The organism is Acinetobacter sp. A1-4-2 (assembly GCF_040233925.1).
In the GTDB taxonomy this organism is placed as follows: domain Bacteria; phylum Pseudomonadota; class Gammaproteobacteria; order Pseudomonadales; family Moraxellaceae; genus Acinetobacter.
The window spans coordinates 2,766,470-2,784,717 of sequence record NZ_CP157981.1; the positions used below are offsets into that span (position 1 = coordinate 2,766,470).

Genomic DNA, 18,248 nt, shown 5'->3' on the forward strand with positions numbered 1-18,248 from the left:
ATTTCCTCCTAGTTAAACCATGATTCGCGCGCTTTCATAATAAGTTGACCCGCTTTTTCCGTACCTAAACCTTCAATATCTTCAATATCGTCAGTGGCTTGGTCAGCTAAATCATCTACAGTCACCACACCGCGAGCCGCAAGGGCATATGCGATTTCCTGTGTCATCCCTTGCATTGCCACAAGTTCAGCACTTGGTTCTTGAATGTTTTCTTGTTGTTTTAATGCATCAGCCAAGGTAATTTCCTTCGCACGGCTTTGCAATAATTCAACTGTTTCAGCATCCAGTTCGATTTCATCAAATGTTTCAGCTGGAACATAAGCAATTTCTTCCAAAGAAGTAAAGCCCATTTCAACCAAAGCCATTGCCAAGTCTTCTTCAATATCCAGACGGGTAACAAACATGTCGAGATATTGTTGAGCTTCATTTTGTTGACGTGCGTAGAATTCCTCTTCGAGCATCATATCCAATTTGTAGCCAGTCAATTCAGAGGCTAAACGGACATTTTGACCTTGTGAACCAATAGCACGTGCCAACTGATCGCTCGCCGCAAAAATGATATCTGCACTGTGAACATCTTCATCAATCACAATACTGGATACATCTGCAGGTTCTAGCGCACTAGCAATGTACTGTGCCGGATCATCAGACCACACCACCACATCAATACGTTCACCATTGAGTTCTGACTGTACAGCCTGGATACGTGTACCACGCATACCAATACATGCACCTACAGGATCAATACGGTGATCGTTGGTTTTCACAGCAATTTTAGCACGAACACCCGGCTGGCGTGCAGCTGCTTTAATTTCGATGATTTCTTCAGAAATTTCAGGAATTTCTTTTTTCATCAATGCAATCAGCATTTCAGGACGTGCACGTGACAATAACAGTTGTGCACCGCGACCTTCACGGTTCACGCTATATAAAATCGCGTTTACACGTTGCTTCGGACGAAGAATTTCTTTAGGAATCATCTCTTCACGGGAAAGATAAGCTTCCGCATTGTCACCCAAGTCAATAATAAAGCCATCTTTGGTTTGCTTTTTCACTTCACCGTAGATGAGTTCACCGACTTTAGATTCATAGGCATCAGCAACCAGAGCACGTTCAGCTTCACGAATTTTTTGCACAATCACCTGTTTGGCAATTTGCGCAGCAATTCGGCCGAAGTCGATCGATTCCACTTCGAGTTCACGAATGTCACCAATAGACCATTTGGCAGGATCCACATCCGAAATCGCATCCTGACATGCCGGCATTTCGTGATCTTCATCAGCCACCACTTCCCATTGACGGAAAGTACGGTAATCACCTGTTTTACGATCGATTTCCACACGTAAACGTGCTTCTTCCGAGTTTGTGCCTTCATAAAATTTCTTTTTAGTCGCAGCAACAAGCGCTTGTTCTAGCGCTTCAAAGATCGCTTCACGAGGTACACCTTTTTCGTTACTAACCGTTTCTACTACGGTAAGAATTTCACGTGCCATAAGTCACCTATTCGTTCAGATTCTTATTTATTTGGATAAATTAATCTTGGTAAATCAAATTTGCTTTGTCGATATTATGACTATCAATTTCAAGGATTTGTTGCTTTTCAACTTCCACTTGAATGAGTTCATTTTCAAGATCAACAGCAATCAGTTTGGCTTGAAATTTACGACGGTTATCTACAGCACTGATCAGACGTAGCGCAACGGTTTGTCCGATATAACCAGCCATCTGTTCAAGCTGGAAAAATGGACGGTCCCAACCCGGAGAAGAAACTTCAAGTGAATACTCACCAGAAATTGGATCATGTACATCAAGCATAGCACCCACTTGCTGTGTTACGCGAACACAGTCTTGTACGCCTATACCTCGACCCTGTTCAAGCTCGCCATCTTCATTCATGACAGGTTGTTCGTTATTTTCATCTGCTTTATCGATATAGATACGCAATAAAGAACGTTTACCCTGAGGAAGAAATTCAATTCCCCAAAGATCGACATTGCATGCTTGCACTGCAGGAGCGATTAGGTCTTGGAGTGCTTGAGTTTTATTTGATAGCTTCATTTACTCTCGTCATTATGGTGCGATTTAATGGTCGCGGTGACCGGTTCAGACTAACTCAACTATATTAGTAGTGAAACATGACGATTTGACCAATAAATGTCGGACACTACACGATAGCCAATAAAAAAGGGCGTAATCGCCCCCTATTTACACAGAAAAACCAAAGTCCACTGTGCAAAAAGGCCCACCTTTTTGTGAGCCTTTTAGAAACTTGGTAGCGGGAGCTGGATTTGAACCAACGACCTTCGGGTTATGAGCCCGACGAGCTACCAGACTGCTCCATCCCGCATCAACGTGCAAAAATTATATACAATCTGCTGATCATTTTCAATCAAAAACTGTTCAGTGATTGCTTGATTAAGTTGCACCCTAATCAAATAGTGGTAGCGGGAGCTGGATTTGAACCAACGACCTTCGGGTTATGAGCCCGACGAGCTACCAGACTGCTCCATCCCGCAACAACATTGCAAAAAATTAATCTCACCTTAAATACTCAAAGTGCTTATTTTAGTTTGCATCTAAAATAAAGATTGGTAGCGGGAGCTGGATTTGAACCAACGACCTTCGGGTTATGAGCCCGACGAGCTACCAGACTGCTCCATCCCGCATCAACAGATTTGCTGCTTACACCAACTTATGTTCTGGATTATAAGTTGGTGCGGAAGGGGGGACTTGAACCCCCACGCCCGAAGGCACTACCACCTCAAGGTAGCGTGTCTACCAATTCCACCACCACCGCAGCTGTGACGCATTCTAGTCGGATCAGACCCAAAAAGAAAGAACTAAATATATTTATTCGCTAGTTTTTGGTGCAACCGGTGAAGTTTCAGGCGATTGGGTTTGTGCCGGAGCAGTCGTTTGTACCGATTTTAAGCTATAGGCATCAGTGGTTTGCTTTTTAGCAAACACCGCTAAACTTAGACTGGTGACAAAAAACAAGGCAGTTAAAATTGCCGTTAAACGTGTTAAAAAATTAGCCGAACCTGAAGCACCAAAGACAGTTGCTGCTCCACCACCACCAAATGATGCACCCGCATCGGCACCCTTACCATGTTGTACCAGAATCAATACAATCATTAAAATGGCTAAGATAATATGTACTACCAGCACAAATGCATGCATGCTGAACTCCTAATTATTTTGTATTTGCAAAAGCCTGGGCAATTTTATAAAAAGACTCTGCATTTAAAGATGCACCACCAACCAGCGCACCATTAATGTCTGGACAGGCTGCCAACTCTACTGCATTTTCCGGCTTAACACTACCACCATATAAAATTGCCATGCCTATACCCAAAGGTGTAATTTGGGTTAAACCTGCACGGATTTTGGCATGCATTGCCTGTGCGTCTTCAGGTGAAGCTGTTTTACCCGTACCAATTGCCCAAATGGGTTCATAAGCCACCACTATATTTTTCCACTGCTCTGCCTGAACAACTGTGGCAATATCACAGATTTGTTGCAACACCACCTGCTCTGCCTGACCATTTTCACGCTGCTCTAGACTTTCACCTACGCAATAAATAATGGTTAATCCTGCATTTAAAGCATTTTTAACTTTTTCATTCAAAATCTGGGCAGTTTCAGCAAAAATTTCCCGACGTTCTGAATGACCTATCAGTACAAAATCAATTTGCTGATCTTTCAGCAGTTCGGCACTCACTTCACCGGTATATGCCCCTGTACCTGAAATACGGGAAACATCCTGTGCAACGGAATAAACAGGGCGCACTGAACTTGCCAATTCGGCTTGAACATTATTCAAAGCCAGCATGGTCGGTGCAATACCCAAATGACAATCTTGTTCTTTAATTTCATTATTTTGCAATAATTTTTTTAAATCTTGCAGCAACGCTTTTGCATCTGCCTGCATTGGGTTCATTTTCCAATTGCCGACAACCCAAGGAGTAATAGCCGAACCCGACATACAGTAACCTATTAAAAACAATTCATTAAACCGCGCACATTCTACACGGAATTCAAGATTTTTCAGAAAATTTTCACATGGCTTTTTATGCGATTCTTATTTTTTTGCAATCCCCTTTTTTACGCTAAAGAAAAACTTCACCCTGTAATACGACTGGTTCAAAGTTTTATCTGATATTAAGTAGATGACAACATTTTAAGATATGGTATTTTTATATAACAAAAGTATAATTCAATGATACCAATTATAAACAAATTGATTAAGCAGGCATATTAGAGCATGGCAGCATTACAAGGTTCACCAAGATTTACGGGTTTTATTCGATGTTTAGTCGAAGATGGCTTAATTTCTGCTGAAAATATGCAGAGTGCAATATTGAATGCAAAAAAAGCCAATCAAGATATTGTGCCTTTTTTAATTGATCAGTTGAAAATCTCCTCCCTGGCTATTGCAGAAAAAATTTCTCAAGAATTTGGCGAACCTCTTTTTGATTTGAGTGCCTATGACTCTGCTCAAATTATCCGAGAAGGGCTGGATGAAAAAATCATTAGCAAACATTGCATTCTACCCATTTTCAAACGCGGGAATTTACTCTACGTCGCAACCAGCAATCCCACCAATATAGAAGCCATGGATGCGATCCGCTTCAGCAGTAAGATGAATATCGAAGCGATTATTGTAGAGCACCAGAAATTACACCAGCTGATTGAACAAAACTTTACCCAGGCGGACAGTTTTGAGTTTTCTGATGAAGATATCGATCTAAATCTAGAGCAAGATGATTTAAGTCAAAAAGAAGATGAAGATGCTGGTCCTCAAGGGGATGAAGCTCCCATCGTTAAGTACATCAATAAACTGTTAATTGATGCCATTCGTATGGGTGCTTCGGATTTACATTTCGAACCGTATGAAAAGTCATATCGGGTGCGTTATCGTATTGATGGCGTGCTCCGTCAAATTGCCAATCCGCCGTTACAGCTGTCCACACGTTTAGCCTCACGTTTAAAAGTCATGTCACAAATGGATATTTCTGAAAAGCGTTTACCTCAAGATGGACGGATCAAGCTCAAACTTTCAAAAAGCAAAGCTATTGACTTTCGTGTCAACTCTTTACCTACCCTGTTTGGTGAAAAGCTGGTCCTGCGTATTCTGGATCCATCCAGTGCCATGCTGGGTATTGATGCATTGGGTTATGAACCAGAGCAAAAAGAACTGTTTATGCAAGCGCTGGAAAAACCTCAAGGCATGCTACTGATTACAGGTCCAACCGGTTCCGGTAAAACCGTATCGCTTTATACGGGTTTGAATATTCTGAATCGTGAAGATACCAATATTTCCACAGCTGAAGACCCAGTAGAAATTAACCTGGAAGGGATTAATCAGGTCAATGTTAACGCTAAAGTCGGTTTAACCTTCTCTGCTGCGCTTAAATCATTTTTACGTCAAGATCCAGATATTGTCATGGTTGGTGAGATTCGAGATCTGGAAACAGCTGAAATTGCCGTAAAAGCGGCCCAGACAGGTCATATGGTGATGTCAACCCTGCACACCAACAGTGCACCAGAAACCTTGACTCGTTTACGTAACATGGGGGTTCCTTCCTTTAACATTGCAACTTCTGTCAACCTAGTGATTGCACAACGTTTAGCACGTCGTCTATGTCCTCAGTGTAAAATTCCGGCAGAGATTCCTGGACCCAGCCTGCTGGAAATGGGTTTTACCGAGGAAGATCTTAAACATCCAGACTTTCAAGTATATCAACCGGTAGGCTGTTCCGAGTGCCGTGAAGGTTATAAAGGTCGTGTCGGTATTTATGAGGTCATGAAAGTGACCCCTGAAATTTCGAAAATTATTATGGAAGATGGTAATGCACTTGAAATTGCAGCAGCATCTGAAAAATCGGGGTTTAATAATTTACGCCGTTCAGGATTAATTAAGGTTATGCAGGGGGTGACTTCCCTTCAGGAAGTCAATCGTGTAACCAGTGAATAAATGAAAATTTAAAATAAGGATAAACGCATGGCTGTCAAAAAAGCACAGATGATGCCCGTCTTCAGTTATGAAGGTGTTGATCGTAAAGGGGAAAAACTTAAAGGGGAACTTCCTGCGCGGAATATGGCACTTGCTAAAGTGACTTTACGTAAGCAGGGGATCACCATTAAACATATTCGGGAAAAACGTAAAAATATTCTCGAAGGTTTAATGAAAAAGAAAGTGTCCACCTTGGATATCACGATTTTTACCCGCCAGCTGGCCACCATGATGAAAGCTGGTGTACCACTTGTGCAAAGCTTTGAAATTGTTGCGGAAGGCCTGGAAAATCCATCCATGCGTGATGTGGTGTTAGGCATTAAAGGTGAGGTTGAAGGCGGGAATACCTTTGCTGGTGCACTTAAAAAATATCCGCAATATTTTGACAACCTGTTCTGTTCTTTGGTGGAATCTGGTGAACAGTCTGGTGCCTTGGAAACCATGCTGGATCGTGTCGCGATTTATAAAGAAAAGAGCGAACTATTAAAGCAAAAAATTAAAAAAGCTATGAAATATCCAGCCACGGTTATTGTGGTTGCCGTGATCGTGACCATTATTTTGATGGTTAAAGTGGTTCCTGTTTTCCAAGAATTATTTAGTTCATTTGGTGCCGATTTACCTGCCTTTACCCAAATGGTGGTGAATATGTCGGAATGGATGCAAAAATACTGGTTTATTCTGATTATTGCCATTGGTGCGATGATTGCCGGATTTCTCGAAGCAAAAAAACGCAGTAAGAAATTTCGTGATTTTCTTGATAAAGCAGCACTCAAAGCGCCTATTTTTGGTGACCTGGTCTATAAAGCCATTATTGCCCGTTATAGTCGTACTCTAGCAACCACCTTTGCGGCCGGTGTTCCCTTGATTGATGCCTTGGAATCCACTGCAGGCGCAACTAACAATTGTGTTTATGAAGCAGCGGTAATGAAAATCCGTGATGATGTAGCCACAGGCCAACAACTACAATTTGCCATGCGTGTCACCAACAAATTTCCGTCTATGGCTGTACAAATGGTGGCGATTGGTGAAGAGTCAGGTGCACTGGATGCCATGCTGGATAAAGTCGCAACACATTTCGAAAATGAAGTCGACAATGCAGTAGACGGCTTAACCTCGATGATGGAACCCCTCATTATGGCCGTGCTGGGTGTGCTGGTCGGTGGTCTGGTGATTGCCATGTATCTTCCAATTTTCCAAATGGGCTCAGTCGTGGGCTAATCAAAAGGTCAATTCTCTTGTTAAATGACGTTATCGTATTTTTGCAAATCAACCCAACTGCTTTATATATTGCAGTTGGGCTTTTTAGTCTCTGTATCGGCAGTTTTCTCAATGTCGTGATTTATCGAACGCCGAAAATGATGGAGCAAGAGTGGCGGCAGGATTGTCAAATATTGCTGCATCCCGAACAGGCCATTATTGACGAAAAAAAAATCACCCTCAGCAAGCCTGATTCAACCTGTCCAAAATGCCAAACACCCATTCGCTGGTATCAGAATATTCCTGTCATCAGCTGGCTGTTTTTAAGGGGCAAATGCGGTTCTTGCAAAAATCCGATCAGTATTCGCTATCCACTCATTGAATTGTTAACTGCAGCATGTTCCCTCATTATTGTGGCAGTCTTCGGCCCTACTCTGCAGATGCTGTTTGGACTGATCCTCACTTGGGTGCTGATTGCACTGACCTTTATTGATTTTGATACCCAGCTTCTCCCAGACCGCTATACCTTAACTCTGGCCGCCTTAGGTTTGGGAATCAATAGTTATAGCCTCTATACCAGTCCAACCTCTGCCATCTGGGGCTATATTATTGGTTTCCTGTGTTTGTGGATTGTCTATTATCTGTTTAAGATGATTACAGGTAAAGAAGGTATGGGCTATGGTGACTTTAAACTCCTGGCTGCCTTAGGTGCCTGGATGGGGCCATTGATGCTCCCATTGATCGTATTGCTCTCTTCTTTCGTCGGCGCCGTGATTGGCATTATCCTGCTGAAAGTACGCAAAGAAAACCAGCCTTTTGCATTTGGTCCTTATATTGCGATTGCCGGATGGATTGCTTTTATTTGGGGTGAGCAGATTATGAAAATATATTTAGGTCAGTAATTTTTTAGGGACATCTATGACTTTTATCTTGGGTTTAACTGGAGGGATTGGTAGTGGAAAATCGGCCGCCAGCAACTGGTTTGAAACCCAGGGCATTACTGTGGTCGATGCCGATATTGTCGCGCGAGAGATTGTTGAAAAAGGACAGCCAGCCTTACAACAGATTCATGCTGCTTTCGGTGATTGGGTTTTATCAGACAATGGCGAGCTGAATCGTCGGGCTTTACGCGAACATATTTTTAAATATCCTGAAGCACGTAAAATGCTGGAAAGTATTACCCATCCTGCAATTCGAGAGTCTATTATTCAACAGCTGCAGGCTGCGACCAGCCCTTATGTAATCTTGGTCTCTCCCCTGCTGTTTGAAACCAACCAGCATGAACTGACTGATCATACCCTGCTGATTGATGCATCAATTGATTTGCAGATTCAGCGGGCTGCTATGCGTGATCACCAATCAATTGAACAAATTGAAAAAATTATTCAGTCCCAGATGCCACGTGAACAAAAGCGTCGTTTGGCTGATGATATTGTGCTGAATGACGGTCATCTTGACCATTTATACAACCATTTAAGACCGCTGCATGAAGCTTATTTAAAACGCTGAAATTAAAAAAAGCAGTCGATTAGGACTGCTTTTTTTGTTGATCAAGTTGCTGCTGCAAACTGTCTTGATGACCTATCCAGCGCCATGGCTGTAATGCACCGATCGCCATTCCGATCAAGCCACAAATAATGGCCAGACTTAAAGGCTCTCCCAATAGTGGTACCGCTAAAATTGCCGCCATAAACGGGGCCAAAGTCACGATACTTCCGGTTTTGAATGCACCCAGACGCTTAATCGCTTCTACATAAGTCAGTGTGGCCACAATGACCACAAAGATCCCGTGAAAAATCACCTGTAGCATTAAATGCACAGGTTCAGGTGCTGTTAAATTTTTCGGTAAAAACAGCAGATAAATCGGTACATAGATAATCGCCGACCAGATGGCAACACCTGCCATAGAATGCCAGGCAGAGAGTTTCCATTGGCGTAATAACACCGTAAAAACACCCCACCAGATCGCACTCAAGAAAAATAGCATGTCACCAAAACCAAAGGCCACACCGGTTTCCTGATACATCAAGAAGCTCATTGCCGTGATCGCACTCAGCATAATCACCAAACTAATCCAGATGTGTTTATCTAAAGGCTGTTTAAATAATACCAATCCAGCTAAAGCTGTACACAACGGAATACAACCATTCAGGAAAATGGCCGCATGCGCTGCGGGGACATAATGAAAGGCACTATAAGAAGTCAGGCAATACGCTACCCCACCGATCATTGCCAGGATAAAGGGTTGTTTTTTCCATAAAAAAGCGGTGTCTTTTTTATAGAGTAAAATGGGCATGAGAATACAAAATGCCAAGGCAAAACGTAAGGCGGTAATATCCCAGGCACTAATTCCCCACTGGGCATTCAGGCGAGAAGTAATGGTAAATCCACCCCAAATACACATGGTAATGGCGACATAAAGATAACCTTGAGACCGGGGATACATAGCAAACAACTTTTAAATAGCAAAGAAAACATTACAGGTTACGTTGACGACAGGCTTCATACAGTGCCATACCGGTGGCAACACTGACATTTAAGCTTTGCAAGTTTCCGGCCATTGGAATATAGACCTTCTGATCACATTGTGACTGGGTAATTGGACGCAGACCTGTATCTTCAGCCCCCATTACGACACACACTGCCGTACCGGTAAAATCAAATTGATCAATCGGTAAGGCTTTTTCATCCAGCATGGTTCCAACTACACGTACATTAAATTCATCTTTGATATGGCCCAAAGTACGCGCCAGATTGGTCACCTGAATAAACTTCACTTTTTCTGCGCCACCGGCAGCAACCTTACGTGCAGTTGGCGTTAGGCTTGCAGAACGGTCACGCGAAACCACTACGGCTTCAACCCCCATAGCCGCCGCTGTACGGATACATGCGCCCAAATTATGCGGATCGGTGACCTGGTCCAGTGCCAGCAAAAGTGCTTGAGGATTTTGCTTCAGCACGGCATCCAGATCCTGTTCATTCAATACCGGATGCGGACGCACTGCCGCGACTACACCCTGATGAAAAGGCTGACCTGCAAGTTTTTCCAGTTTGTCACGGCTGGCTTGTTGCACGCTAATACCAAAAGGTTCAGCCAGAGCCAAGACGTTTTTCAAACGCTGGTCATCACGGCCTTTCAAGGTAAATAAAGTCAGTACGCGCTCAGGCTCGAGTTCCAATAATGACTCCACTGAGTGAACGCCATAATAATATTCTGGTTTTGCCATGAACGGCCTCTAAAATCTATGGTGACTATGGGTAACGATGCAAAAAGAAAAATCCTGCAAAGCAGGCTTTACAGGATTGATGCTTGAATCTAGTTTAACCGATTCAGGTTAAAATTTCTTTGTCTTATCCAGGACGAATACTTAGCCTTCGAAGTGACAGACATAATCGAGCACTTCATCGGTCTCGATTTTAAAACGGCTATTGCCTGGTACATAGAAAGACTGACCGGCACGGAACAGTTCACTTTCAGTTTTGTCACCAATTTGGACACGACATTCACCTGAAATAATTTCCATACGTTCAGGAACATGCGTTTGAAAGGTCAATGCCTGTTCTGTTGGCAAAATCACCCCTAAGGTTTTTTTGGTGCCATCTTCAAACTGCACGGTATGACTGATACACAACCCGTCGAAATAAACATTCGACTTTTTGACAACCGAAACGTGATCAAACTGATTTGACATGCGTATTCTCCAGATAATGCGCATTTATAATTTTTGCCCGAGCTAGTTTAAAGCCGAGTATTAAACTAATCAATCATTGTTTCTTCCCGCCAAATCAATATTTTTCAAATTTTTACAAATATTTTTTCTATAAACTTCAAAGAAAAACTGGAGAGTGATGCACGAACTTCTGCATAAATGAAATGCTCAGCTCAAATTATTGCCAATTTCTTCCCGACCAAAGGTGACTAATATTCCCCAGCATTAATCCTACCTTCAAATCATCCGCATTATATGGTTCAGGTTTTGCGGGACTGGATCGAGCTGCGAATCAGTTTTTTATCTTTTTCTAAAAATAAGAGGCTATTGATCGATGGCAAATTTTATCGGCTATTTTCCACTGCGCGTTTCATTTTCTTCGCCCAGATAAGGTAAGATATTGATGTTTTAAATCCTTTTAAAATAAAAGCTGTCTTGTGACCAAAACAAAATTTCACTATCTTAGATTAAAACTTTTCGCAGCTTGGATGCGTTTATGCTGACACATTTAACTCTCATCAATTTTGCTTTAGCTGATCACTTAGCCATTGATATTGAAAAAGGTTTCAATGTCCTGACGGGTGAAACCGGGGCGGGTAAATCGTTATTACTGGATGCTCTGTCTGCCTGCCTGGGTGAACGTACCGATACCAATTATGTACGTTTCGGTTCGGATAAAGCCGATGTGACGGCCATTTTTAGTTATCAGGAACACAGCCCTGAAGCCCAATGGTTAAAAGCACACGAGTTGGATGATGAGTCAGGCGAAATTCATTTACGTCGGGTGATTTTTGCCACTGGCCGCAGCAAAGCCTGGATTAATGGCCGTCCAAGCAGTTTGTCAGAGCTGAAAGAAATTGGCCGTTTGCTGGTACAACTCTATAGTCAACACAGTCAGCAGCAACTGTTAGAACCGCCCTATCCCAAGCACTGGCTCGACCGTTACAGCAACTTTTATCAGCCTGCGCAAGATGTTCGTAATGCCTATAGCACCTGGCAAAAAGACATTCGCCAGCATCAAGCCGCTTTAGATGCTCAAGCCACCCGCAAACAGCGGATCGAAACTTTAGAGTTGCAACTGGAAGAACTCGAAGACATCACCCAGATTGACTATAAAGAGATTGAACAGGAATTTGACCGTTTAAGCCATCATGAACATATCATGCTTGACTGCAGTTATAGCTTAAATGTGCTGGATGAAGCCGAACAAAACCTGACCCAGGAACTTTCATCAATTATTCGTCGTCTGGAATCACATGCTGGTCGTAGTGAACAGCTTGCTGAAATCTATAATTCACTGATCAATGCACAAAGTGAAATTGATGATGCAACGGCAAACTTGCGTCAGTTTATCGATCGTCAAAGCTTCGATCCTGAGCGGATGGAAGAATTGAACTCGCAACTGGAAATTTTCCACCGTTTAGCGCGTAAATACCGCACTCAGCCAGAGACATTGAAAGAAGAATATCAGGCCTGGCAGACAGAACTGGAACAATTGCATCAGCTTGAAGACCCGGAAACCTTGGCTGAACAGGTCGAGTTATCGCATCAGGAATTTTTAGCCAAAGCACAATATCTGGATGAAATTCGCCGTGAAGCCGCAATCCCCTTGGCGAAACAACTGACTGAACAGGTCAAGCAGCTGGCTTTGCCAGAGGCCTATTTTGAATTCAAGTTTGAACCTTTGGAGCAGGTTGGTGCCGAAGGGCTTAGCTTTATTCAACTGCTGTTTACTGCGAACAAGGGTATTCCCCCACAGCCTTTGGCACGGGTCGCTTCCGGGGGTGAACTGTCACGTATTGCCCTGGTGATGCAAGTCATGAATGCGGAAAAAACCGAAGCGGAAGTGCTGGTCTTCGATGAAATCGATGTGGGGATTAGTGGCGGTACTGCAGAAATGGTCGGCCGTTTGCTGGCTGATTTGGCCCAGCATGTACAGATCTTATGTATTACCCATCAGGCTCAGGTGGCAGCACAATCCGATCAGCATCTACTGGTGAAAAAGCGTCAGACCGATCCGGCCAGCAGTACCATCATTAATCTTGCAGAAGAACAGCGCATTGATGAACTGGCCCGTATGACCGGCGGCGTCGAAATTAATGATACGACCCTGCAACATGCCAAGCAGTTACGTCAACTTAAGTTTCAACAGGTATAGGTTTGAGGTTTAAATCACAAAAAATGATTGGCGAAACCCAATTAGTTTAGTAACTTGGTCATAAGCGCTTAGTTAATTTAATCAGTTTTTGATTTTAAGGGGGAATGGCTTAGATGACTAAACAATATCTGACACATCGCTGTCTCATTGCACCTCCTGATTTAGCCGATGACTTTTTTGCCAATACGGTAATTTATTTGGCACGCCATGATGAAGATGGTGCACAAGGCATTATCATTAACCGCCCATCCGGTCTTTCAATCAAGGAATTGTTGAATGATCTGGAAATTGAAGCGGACAATGTCAATCCTCATGCAGTCTTGCAAGGTGGACCTTTACGTCCTGAAGCTGGATTTGTACTGCATACCGGTCAACCGACCTGGCATTCATCCATTGCTGTGGGTGAAAATGTCTGTATTACCACGTCTAAAGATATCCTCGATGCCATCGCCCACAATGAAGGCGTTGGACGTTACCAAATTGCTTTGGGTTATGCCAGCTGGGGCAAAAACCAGCTGGAACAGGAAATTGCCCGCGGTGACTGGCTAATCTGTGATTCCGATATGGATTTAATATTTAACTTGCCTTATGACGACCGCTGGGATGCTGCCTATAAAAAAATGGGCTTGGACCGGACCTGGTTGTCATCAGAGATTGGACATGCCTGATTTATCGCAACCGCACATGATTATGGCATTTGATTTTGGTACCCAGAAAATGGGCATGGCGGTCGGCCAATCGCTGATTGAAAGTGCCAATCCGCTTGCCCTGTTTCCGATGAAAGATGGCATTCCAAACTGGGATGCTTTACTGAAAATTGTCAAACAGTATCAACCGAGCTTATTTCTGGTCGGTTTACCGTTAAATATGGATGATAGCGAGTCTGAACTTTCCGCACGTTCACGCAAATTTGCCCGACGCTTGCGTCATCAGACCAATATTGAAACCTTAATGGTCGATGAGCGCCTGACCACCCGTGAAGCACGTGATGAACTGGATCATTATCAGGCTCAGGGTCGTGGCAAAAAACTGGCGGCTGACAGCATTGCAGCTGCGCTTTTTATAGAAAGCTGGTATCGTAATCCACAAGGGGTAGCACCTTAAAGATAAAAAATATCTTTTAGAATAATGCCAGTCCGTTCAATAATTGACTGGCATTTTTATTATAAATTCAGCATTTTGTTTGATACACGGAAACGTCATCCGCAATTGTTTGAGGCAAGATTACATAAAAAAAGTAGTTGTTTCTGCGATACATTCTTTAGTTGATGGTAATGGACGAGTTTTGCGGATGACAAATGGTTTTGGTTACTTTTACCAAAACAAAAGTAACATACGAGCTCCAAAAATTTGATTTAAGGAAGTAAGACTCCGTCATGAACCACTTAAAAATTAAGGCATTGTTACCAACTCCTTAGATCAGCATTAATCTCTCGTATGCTTTTTTTGAAATGAACAAGGGCTAAGTTATGGCTGATCTTTTTTCAGGATATGTATGGTTACAGTACGGCCTGCCACAAAGGCCAGCTGGTTCTTCGGCAATTCATCAATCATAATTTTTACTGGTACACGTTGTGCCAGACGCACCCAACTAAAGGTTGGATTGACATTGGCAAGTAATCCCGTAGTGGATGTACGTTCGCGGTCCTCAATCCCGGAAGCAATACCCTGAACATGACCTTTGAGTTTTTGTGAATCGCCCATCAGCTGGACCGTTGCCGAAGCACCAACATAAATCTTGTCGAGTTTGGTTTCTTCAAAATACCCCACCACATACAGCTGCTGACGGTTTAACAGTGCAGCCACTGCCTGCCCGACTTTGACATAGTTGCCTTGTTGCAATTCAAAATTGGATAAGGTACCGTCAGCCGGTGCCACCACTTCGGAACGATTTAAATTCAGTTCGGACAGGTGCAGATTACTGTTGGCTACTTCAATCAGGGCTTTTTGCTGCACAATATTGGCTTTGGCCTGATCAATCGCAGCCAGCATTTGCTCATGTTCAGCATGTGACTGATCTCGCGTTGCAAACATCTGGTCCTGTTCCTGTTTTGAAATCGCACCCTCCATAAGGTTGGCATAGCGGTTGGCATTTTTATCCGCCAAATTGATATTGGCTTGAGATTTCACCAGATTGGCTTTGGCCTGAGCCAGTTCTGCTTCGGCAGCAGCCAGGCCTGCCTTGGCTTTAGACAGGTCCGATCTGGCCTGTTCCACATCCAGGGCTTGACGGGCCACATCAATTTTAAACAACACCTGCCCTTTTTTCACAGTCTGGTTATCCTGTACCAAGACCTCGGTGATCAAACCTGCAACATCTGAAGAGACTTGAATCACATCGCCGCGTATCCGACCATCACGGGTCCACGGCTCAGAATTGTAATAATCCCAGATATGTTTTACCGCCAAAATTGCAATGACAGCGACTATAGTAAATAGCACCGGTCGGACGACTTTACGCAAGTCTAAAGATGTCATGGAAAACCTCATTCATTTCAAAAAATGTCTGCTTAGCCCAAGCAGACAATAAAACCCCAATGCATTAACCACAGCAGCGCAAGATAAATACAGAGATAAAAAATATTCGGCAGCGGAATCCAGCCCTGTTCCACAACACGGTCAAGCACGCGCATCAATACACGCAGTACAACATAGGCCAGAACCGCCTGAATCAGCAGAATCGGGACATACACCCCATAGACATTTAACTCACCCATGGACAACTTCTCCAAGTTGTATCTCTTCTTTAAGCTGCGCTGGTTCATGACACAAACTGCTGCGAATATTGTTTAAAGACATCAGTATTCGCCAGGAAGTTTCAGCATGCTCCAGTTGTTGTGCCTCTTTTTTCAATTGGCTGATTTTTAAAATAACCTGCTGATGAAGCTCTGCAATCAGCAGTTGTTGCACATTTTCTTTGGCACGAAAATAGTCATCCAGACCTTGTTGCAGATCTTCCAGACTCACCAAAATGGCTTGCTCTGAATCAAGTCGATGCATCAACTCTTGCAGACGGGTCAGATCAATCACGGCACTGGTTTCTACCAGGGCCAAATTAATCTGGGTCTTTAATTTTTCCGACTGCACCATCTTGGTATTCAATATTCCAATCCGGTCCAGCATACTGCGTAAATGGATACGAAACGGCACGCCATAAGGAAGATATAAAGCCTGACGAATGGCCTTGTAATGTAGTGACAGAATCCGCTGTACCGTAATTTCAGGAGACATCGCCCGAACCAGATGAATGATATAAATTGAAATAATAGGGCCCAGCACCGAACCGATGGTGGCATCAAAGAAAAAAACCTGATCCAGCGTGTAATGGTTTTGCAAGTTCAAGCCCATGATGGTTCCCATCAATAAAGGCAAGGCAATCCCGGTGAGTGGTGGATGAGGAAACATCATCAGGCAATAGATCACAAAAGGGGCCAGTACCAGTGCCAATTCCCAGAACGAGGTCACGTGCGGGAAAATGCCATAAGCATAAATAAACACCATCATCCCTGCATAAATATTGCCACGCACAAACATCTTCAATGCCGGTACCGGGTTATCCATGGCAGTTAAAATACAGGCGCTGATCGCTGCCATTTCAGCCATCATAAAACCGGCTTTCCAGCCACTGAGTATCCAGAATCCTGTCGCGATGATCACCACAATAAAGGCGGAAATTCCGCCCCGTACTGCAACCCCATGGTCACGGTGTAAATTGGGATAGGTGGTGCTCAGGGGTGTAACGCTTTCTGGCAATGAAGCATCACCCAGTTGAATACGTTGCCAAATCAGTCTGATGGCACGAATATTTTGAATGAAATGGCGGATATCCATTTTCAGGCTGGCCAAAATCACCTGCTGTTCAGCAGGTACGGTGGCCATTAAACGGGTAAAATCCTGCTCAAAATTTTCAGGTAACAGATTTAGGGTCTGTTCCTGAATATCCTGATCATCTTTTAAAAATGTGGCGCTATGATCATGAATTACCTGAAGCTGGACACGGTATTGGCGATCCATTTGATCCAGCTGTTTGATCCGTTCAGCCATCGCCACCAGGTTCGCTACCAGCATGCTCAGTTGATGTAGCATTTCCTGTAGGGGTTTGGTCATGCCCTGCAAGGTCGATTTCTCATAGGACAAGTGCACTGCCATGACATGAATTTCAGCAATATCACGGGCAATCTGACTGAGTGCGGTACTGTAATTTCCCAGTTCGGAGGGGTTGAGTAAAATTTGGTCAAATAAAGTTTTGGTATCTTTAAAGGTTTTAGATACACGTGCTGCCACGGCCGGCCCAATATGCAGCGGAAAAATTGTCGTAGTCACAATAGCACTACAGACTACCCCGACCAGAATCTCTAAGAAGCGGCCCACAGCCATATCAAACATCGACGCCGTGTCGATGCTATAGATAATATTATAGCTGATAATGACGGTGGTATATCCCGCCAGCATAAATACATAGCTACGCGGAGTCCGGTCGAGCAACGAGATATATAAACAACCTCCTACCCATGCAGCTAAAAATAAAGTGAACAGCCACGGTGTATTGATTAGTAGCGGAGTCACTGCCACCGAAACCACCGCACCCAACAAGGTGCCCAGTGCACGATATACACTTTTGGAAGAAGTCATCCCGGAAAAGGGATTGGCAATCACAAAGACGGTCCCGATTGCCCAGATGGGATAGGCCAAATTCAGTGCAAAAGCCACATACAGCGCAAGCATGCCTGCCAGAAACGTTTTAGTCGCAAAAATCCAGTCCATCTTGTTGGGACGAAATGCGAGTACTTGTTTAGTAAGCAGCATGGGTTGATCTCAAATTAGGGGTTACGTCCTCTGCCTGATTTTTGAATGACGACTACAATGCACGATCTACCTGGAAGATGGATCGTGTAAAAATAGGGAGGTTTAAACATGCCTCAGATGAGCGTCATTCAAAACGAATGGAGAAGATTTCACATCATCCTGTTGATGTGAAATAACACAGGAAAACAGCCAGCCTGGAAAGGTTGAAAATTCACCATTAGACATTTATTTTTATTATTTTTTCAAACAAAGCCCATAAAGTCAATAGTAATATCTTATTGTGATAATTAAACATAAATTAATAAGACCTATTAAATGAATATTGCCTTATTTTCTCATGCTCACCGTAAAATATTTTTAG

17 protein-coding genes and 4 tRNA genes are annotated in these 18,248 nt (G+C 43.4%); 7 read left to right on the forward strand and 14 right to left on the reverse strand.

What is annotated here, in order from left to right:
- Positions 1 to 8: 8 nt before the first annotated feature.
- The 8 genes from nusA to tpiA all read right to left on the reverse strand — a co-directional run bounded on the left by nusA (position 9) and on the right by tpiA (position 3,985).
- Complete coding sequence (gene nusA / locus ABJ384_RS13340; RefSeq protein WP_349927887.1) at positions 9 to 1,493, reverse strand: transcription termination factor NusA; 1,485 nt, start codon at positions 1,491 to 1,493, stop codon at positions 9 to 11.
- Between the two features lie 40 nt (positions 1,494 to 1,533).
- A complete protein-coding gene (gene rimP / locus ABJ384_RS13345) occupies positions 1,534 to 2,058 on the reverse strand; it encodes a ribosome maturation factor RimP (protein WP_086195210.1) in 525 nt (174 codons plus the stop codon).
- 212 nt (positions 2,059 to 2,270) lie between these two features.
- Positions 2,271 to 2,347, reverse strand: a tRNA-Met gene (locus tag ABJ384_RS13350).
- A gap of 92 nt (positions 2,348 to 2,439) precedes the next feature.
- Positions 2,440 to 2,516: transfer RNA gene (locus tag ABJ384_RS13355), tRNA-Met, on the reverse strand.
- A 73-nt stretch (positions 2,517 to 2,589) separates the two neighbouring features.
- A tRNA-Met gene (locus ABJ384_RS13360) sits at positions 2,590 to 2,666 on the reverse strand.
- Between the two features lie 46 nt (positions 2,667 to 2,712).
- Positions 2,713 to 2,797, reverse strand: a tRNA-Leu gene (locus ABJ384_RS13365).
- 53 nt (positions 2,798 to 2,850) lie between these two features.
- The gene (gene secG / locus ABJ384_RS13370) at positions 2,851 to 3,180 is read right to left on the reverse strand and encodes a preprotein translocase subunit SecG (protein WP_349927889.1); all 330 of its coding nucleotides are present in this window, start codon (positions 3,178 to 3,180) and stop codon (positions 2,851 to 2,853) included.
- Between the two features lie 13 nt (positions 3,181 to 3,193).
- Positions 3,194 to 3,985 (reverse strand): triose-phosphate isomerase, encoded by a 792-nt coding sequence (gene tpiA / locus ABJ384_RS13375; protein WP_349927891.1) that lies wholly within the window; start codon positions 3,983 to 3,985, stop codon positions 3,194 to 3,196.
- 279 nt (positions 3,986 to 4,264) lie between these two features.
- On the opposite strand from tpiA, the gene pilB reads away from it, so the two are divergent.
- From pilB to coaE, 4 genes are read left to right on the forward strand one after another with little or no spacing between them, the layout of a single operon-like run.
- On the forward strand, positions 4,265 to 5,977 hold the full coding sequence (gene pilB / locus ABJ384_RS13380; protein ID WP_349927893.1) for a type IV-A pilus assembly ATPase PilB: 1,713 nt from the start codon (positions 4,265 to 4,267) through the stop codon (positions 5,975 to 5,977).
- A gap of 27 nt (positions 5,978 to 6,004) precedes the next feature.
- Positions 6,005 to 7,234 carry a type II secretion system F family protein gene (locus tag ABJ384_RS13385; RefSeq protein ID WP_349927895.1) on the forward strand — a complete coding sequence of 410 codons (1,230 nt, stop codon included), beginning with the start codon at positions 6,005 to 6,007 and terminating at the stop codon, positions 7,232 to 7,234.
- Positions 7,235 to 7,251: 17 nt separating this feature from the next.
- On the forward strand, positions 7,252 to 8,115 hold the full coding sequence (locus ABJ384_RS13390) for an A24 family peptidase (RefSeq protein WP_349927896.1): 864 nt from the start codon (positions 7,252 to 7,254) through the stop codon (positions 8,113 to 8,115).
- Positions 8,116 to 8,131: 16 nt separating this feature from the next.
- Positions 8,132 to 8,722 (forward strand): dephospho-CoA kinase, encoded by a 591-nt coding sequence (coaE, locus tag ABJ384_RS13395; protein WP_349927898.1) that lies wholly within the window; start codon positions 8,132 to 8,134, stop codon positions 8,720 to 8,722.
- 19 nt (positions 8,723 to 8,741) lie between these two features.
- On the opposite strand, the gene ABJ384_RS13400 is transcribed toward coaE, so the two are convergent.
- The 3 genes from ABJ384_RS13400 to ABJ384_RS13410 form a co-directional block, all read right to left on the reverse strand.
- Positions 8,742 to 9,659 carry a DMT family transporter gene (locus ABJ384_RS13400; RefSeq protein ID WP_349927900.1) on the reverse strand — a complete coding sequence of 306 codons (918 nt, stop codon included), beginning with the start codon at positions 9,657 to 9,659 and terminating at the stop codon, positions 8,742 to 8,744.
- A gap of 31 nt (positions 9,660 to 9,690) precedes the next feature.
- Positions 9,691 to 10,440 carry a 23S rRNA (guanosine(2251)-2'-O)-methyltransferase RlmB gene (gene rlmB, locus ABJ384_RS13405; protein ID WP_086195202.1) on the reverse strand — a complete coding sequence of 250 codons (750 nt, stop codon included), beginning with the start codon at positions 10,438 to 10,440 and terminating at the stop codon, positions 9,691 to 9,693.
- Positions 10,441 to 10,581: 141 nt separating this feature from the next.
- Positions 10,582 to 10,905, reverse strand: a complete 324-nt coding sequence (locus tag ABJ384_RS13410) for a pyrimidine/purine nucleoside phosphorylase (protein ID WP_086195201.1) — start codon at positions 10,903 to 10,905, stop codon at positions 10,582 to 10,584.
- A 514-nt stretch (positions 10,906 to 11,419) separates the two neighbouring features.
- Here ABJ384_RS13410 and recN point away from each other — a divergent pair.
- The 3 genes from recN (at position 11,420) to ruvX (ending at position 14,185) form a co-directional block, all read left to right on the forward strand.
- Complete coding sequence (gene recN / locus ABJ384_RS13415; protein ID WP_349927902.1) at positions 11,420 to 13,081, forward strand: DNA repair protein RecN; 1,662 nt, start codon at positions 11,420 to 11,422, stop codon at positions 13,079 to 13,081.
- A 113-nt stretch (positions 13,082 to 13,194) separates the two neighbouring features.
- Entirely contained in the window at positions 13,195 to 13,749 is a 555-nt protein-coding gene (locus tag ABJ384_RS13420) for a YqgE/AlgH family protein (RefSeq protein ID WP_086195199.1), read from the forward strand.
- The gene (gene ruvX / locus ABJ384_RS13425; protein ID WP_349927904.1) at positions 13,742 to 14,185 is read left to right on the forward strand and encodes a Holliday junction resolvase RuvX; all 444 of its coding nucleotides are present in this window, start codon (positions 13,742 to 13,744) and stop codon (positions 14,183 to 14,185) included. Before ABJ384_RS13420 ends, ruvX begins: the two co-directional genes overlap by 8 nt.
- A 363-nt stretch (positions 14,186 to 14,548) precedes the next feature.
- Here the strand turns inward: ruvX and ABJ384_RS13430 are convergent, their stop codons facing one another.
- From ABJ384_RS13430 to ABJ384_RS13440, 3 genes are read right to left on the reverse strand one after another with little or no spacing between them, the layout of a single operon-like run.
- Complete coding sequence (locus ABJ384_RS13430; RefSeq protein ID WP_349927906.1) at positions 14,549 to 15,559, reverse strand: HlyD family secretion protein; 1,011 nt, start codon at positions 15,557 to 15,559, stop codon at positions 14,549 to 14,551.
- Between the two features lie 32 nt (positions 15,560 to 15,591).
- Positions 15,592 to 15,798: a DUF1656 domain-containing protein gene (locus ABJ384_RS13435; RefSeq protein WP_166169561.1), complete on the reverse strand. Its 207-nt coding sequence runs from the start codon at positions 15,796 to 15,798 to the stop codon at positions 15,592 to 15,594.
- The gene (locus ABJ384_RS13440; RefSeq protein ID WP_349927908.1) at positions 15,791 to 17,887 is read right to left on the reverse strand and encodes an FUSC family protein; all 2,097 of its coding nucleotides are present in this window, start codon (positions 17,885 to 17,887) and stop codon (positions 15,791 to 15,793) included. The genes ABJ384_RS13435 and ABJ384_RS13440 overlap by 8 nt, the downstream gene beginning before the upstream one ends.
- Between the last annotated feature and the right edge of the window lie 361 nt (positions 17,888 to 18,248).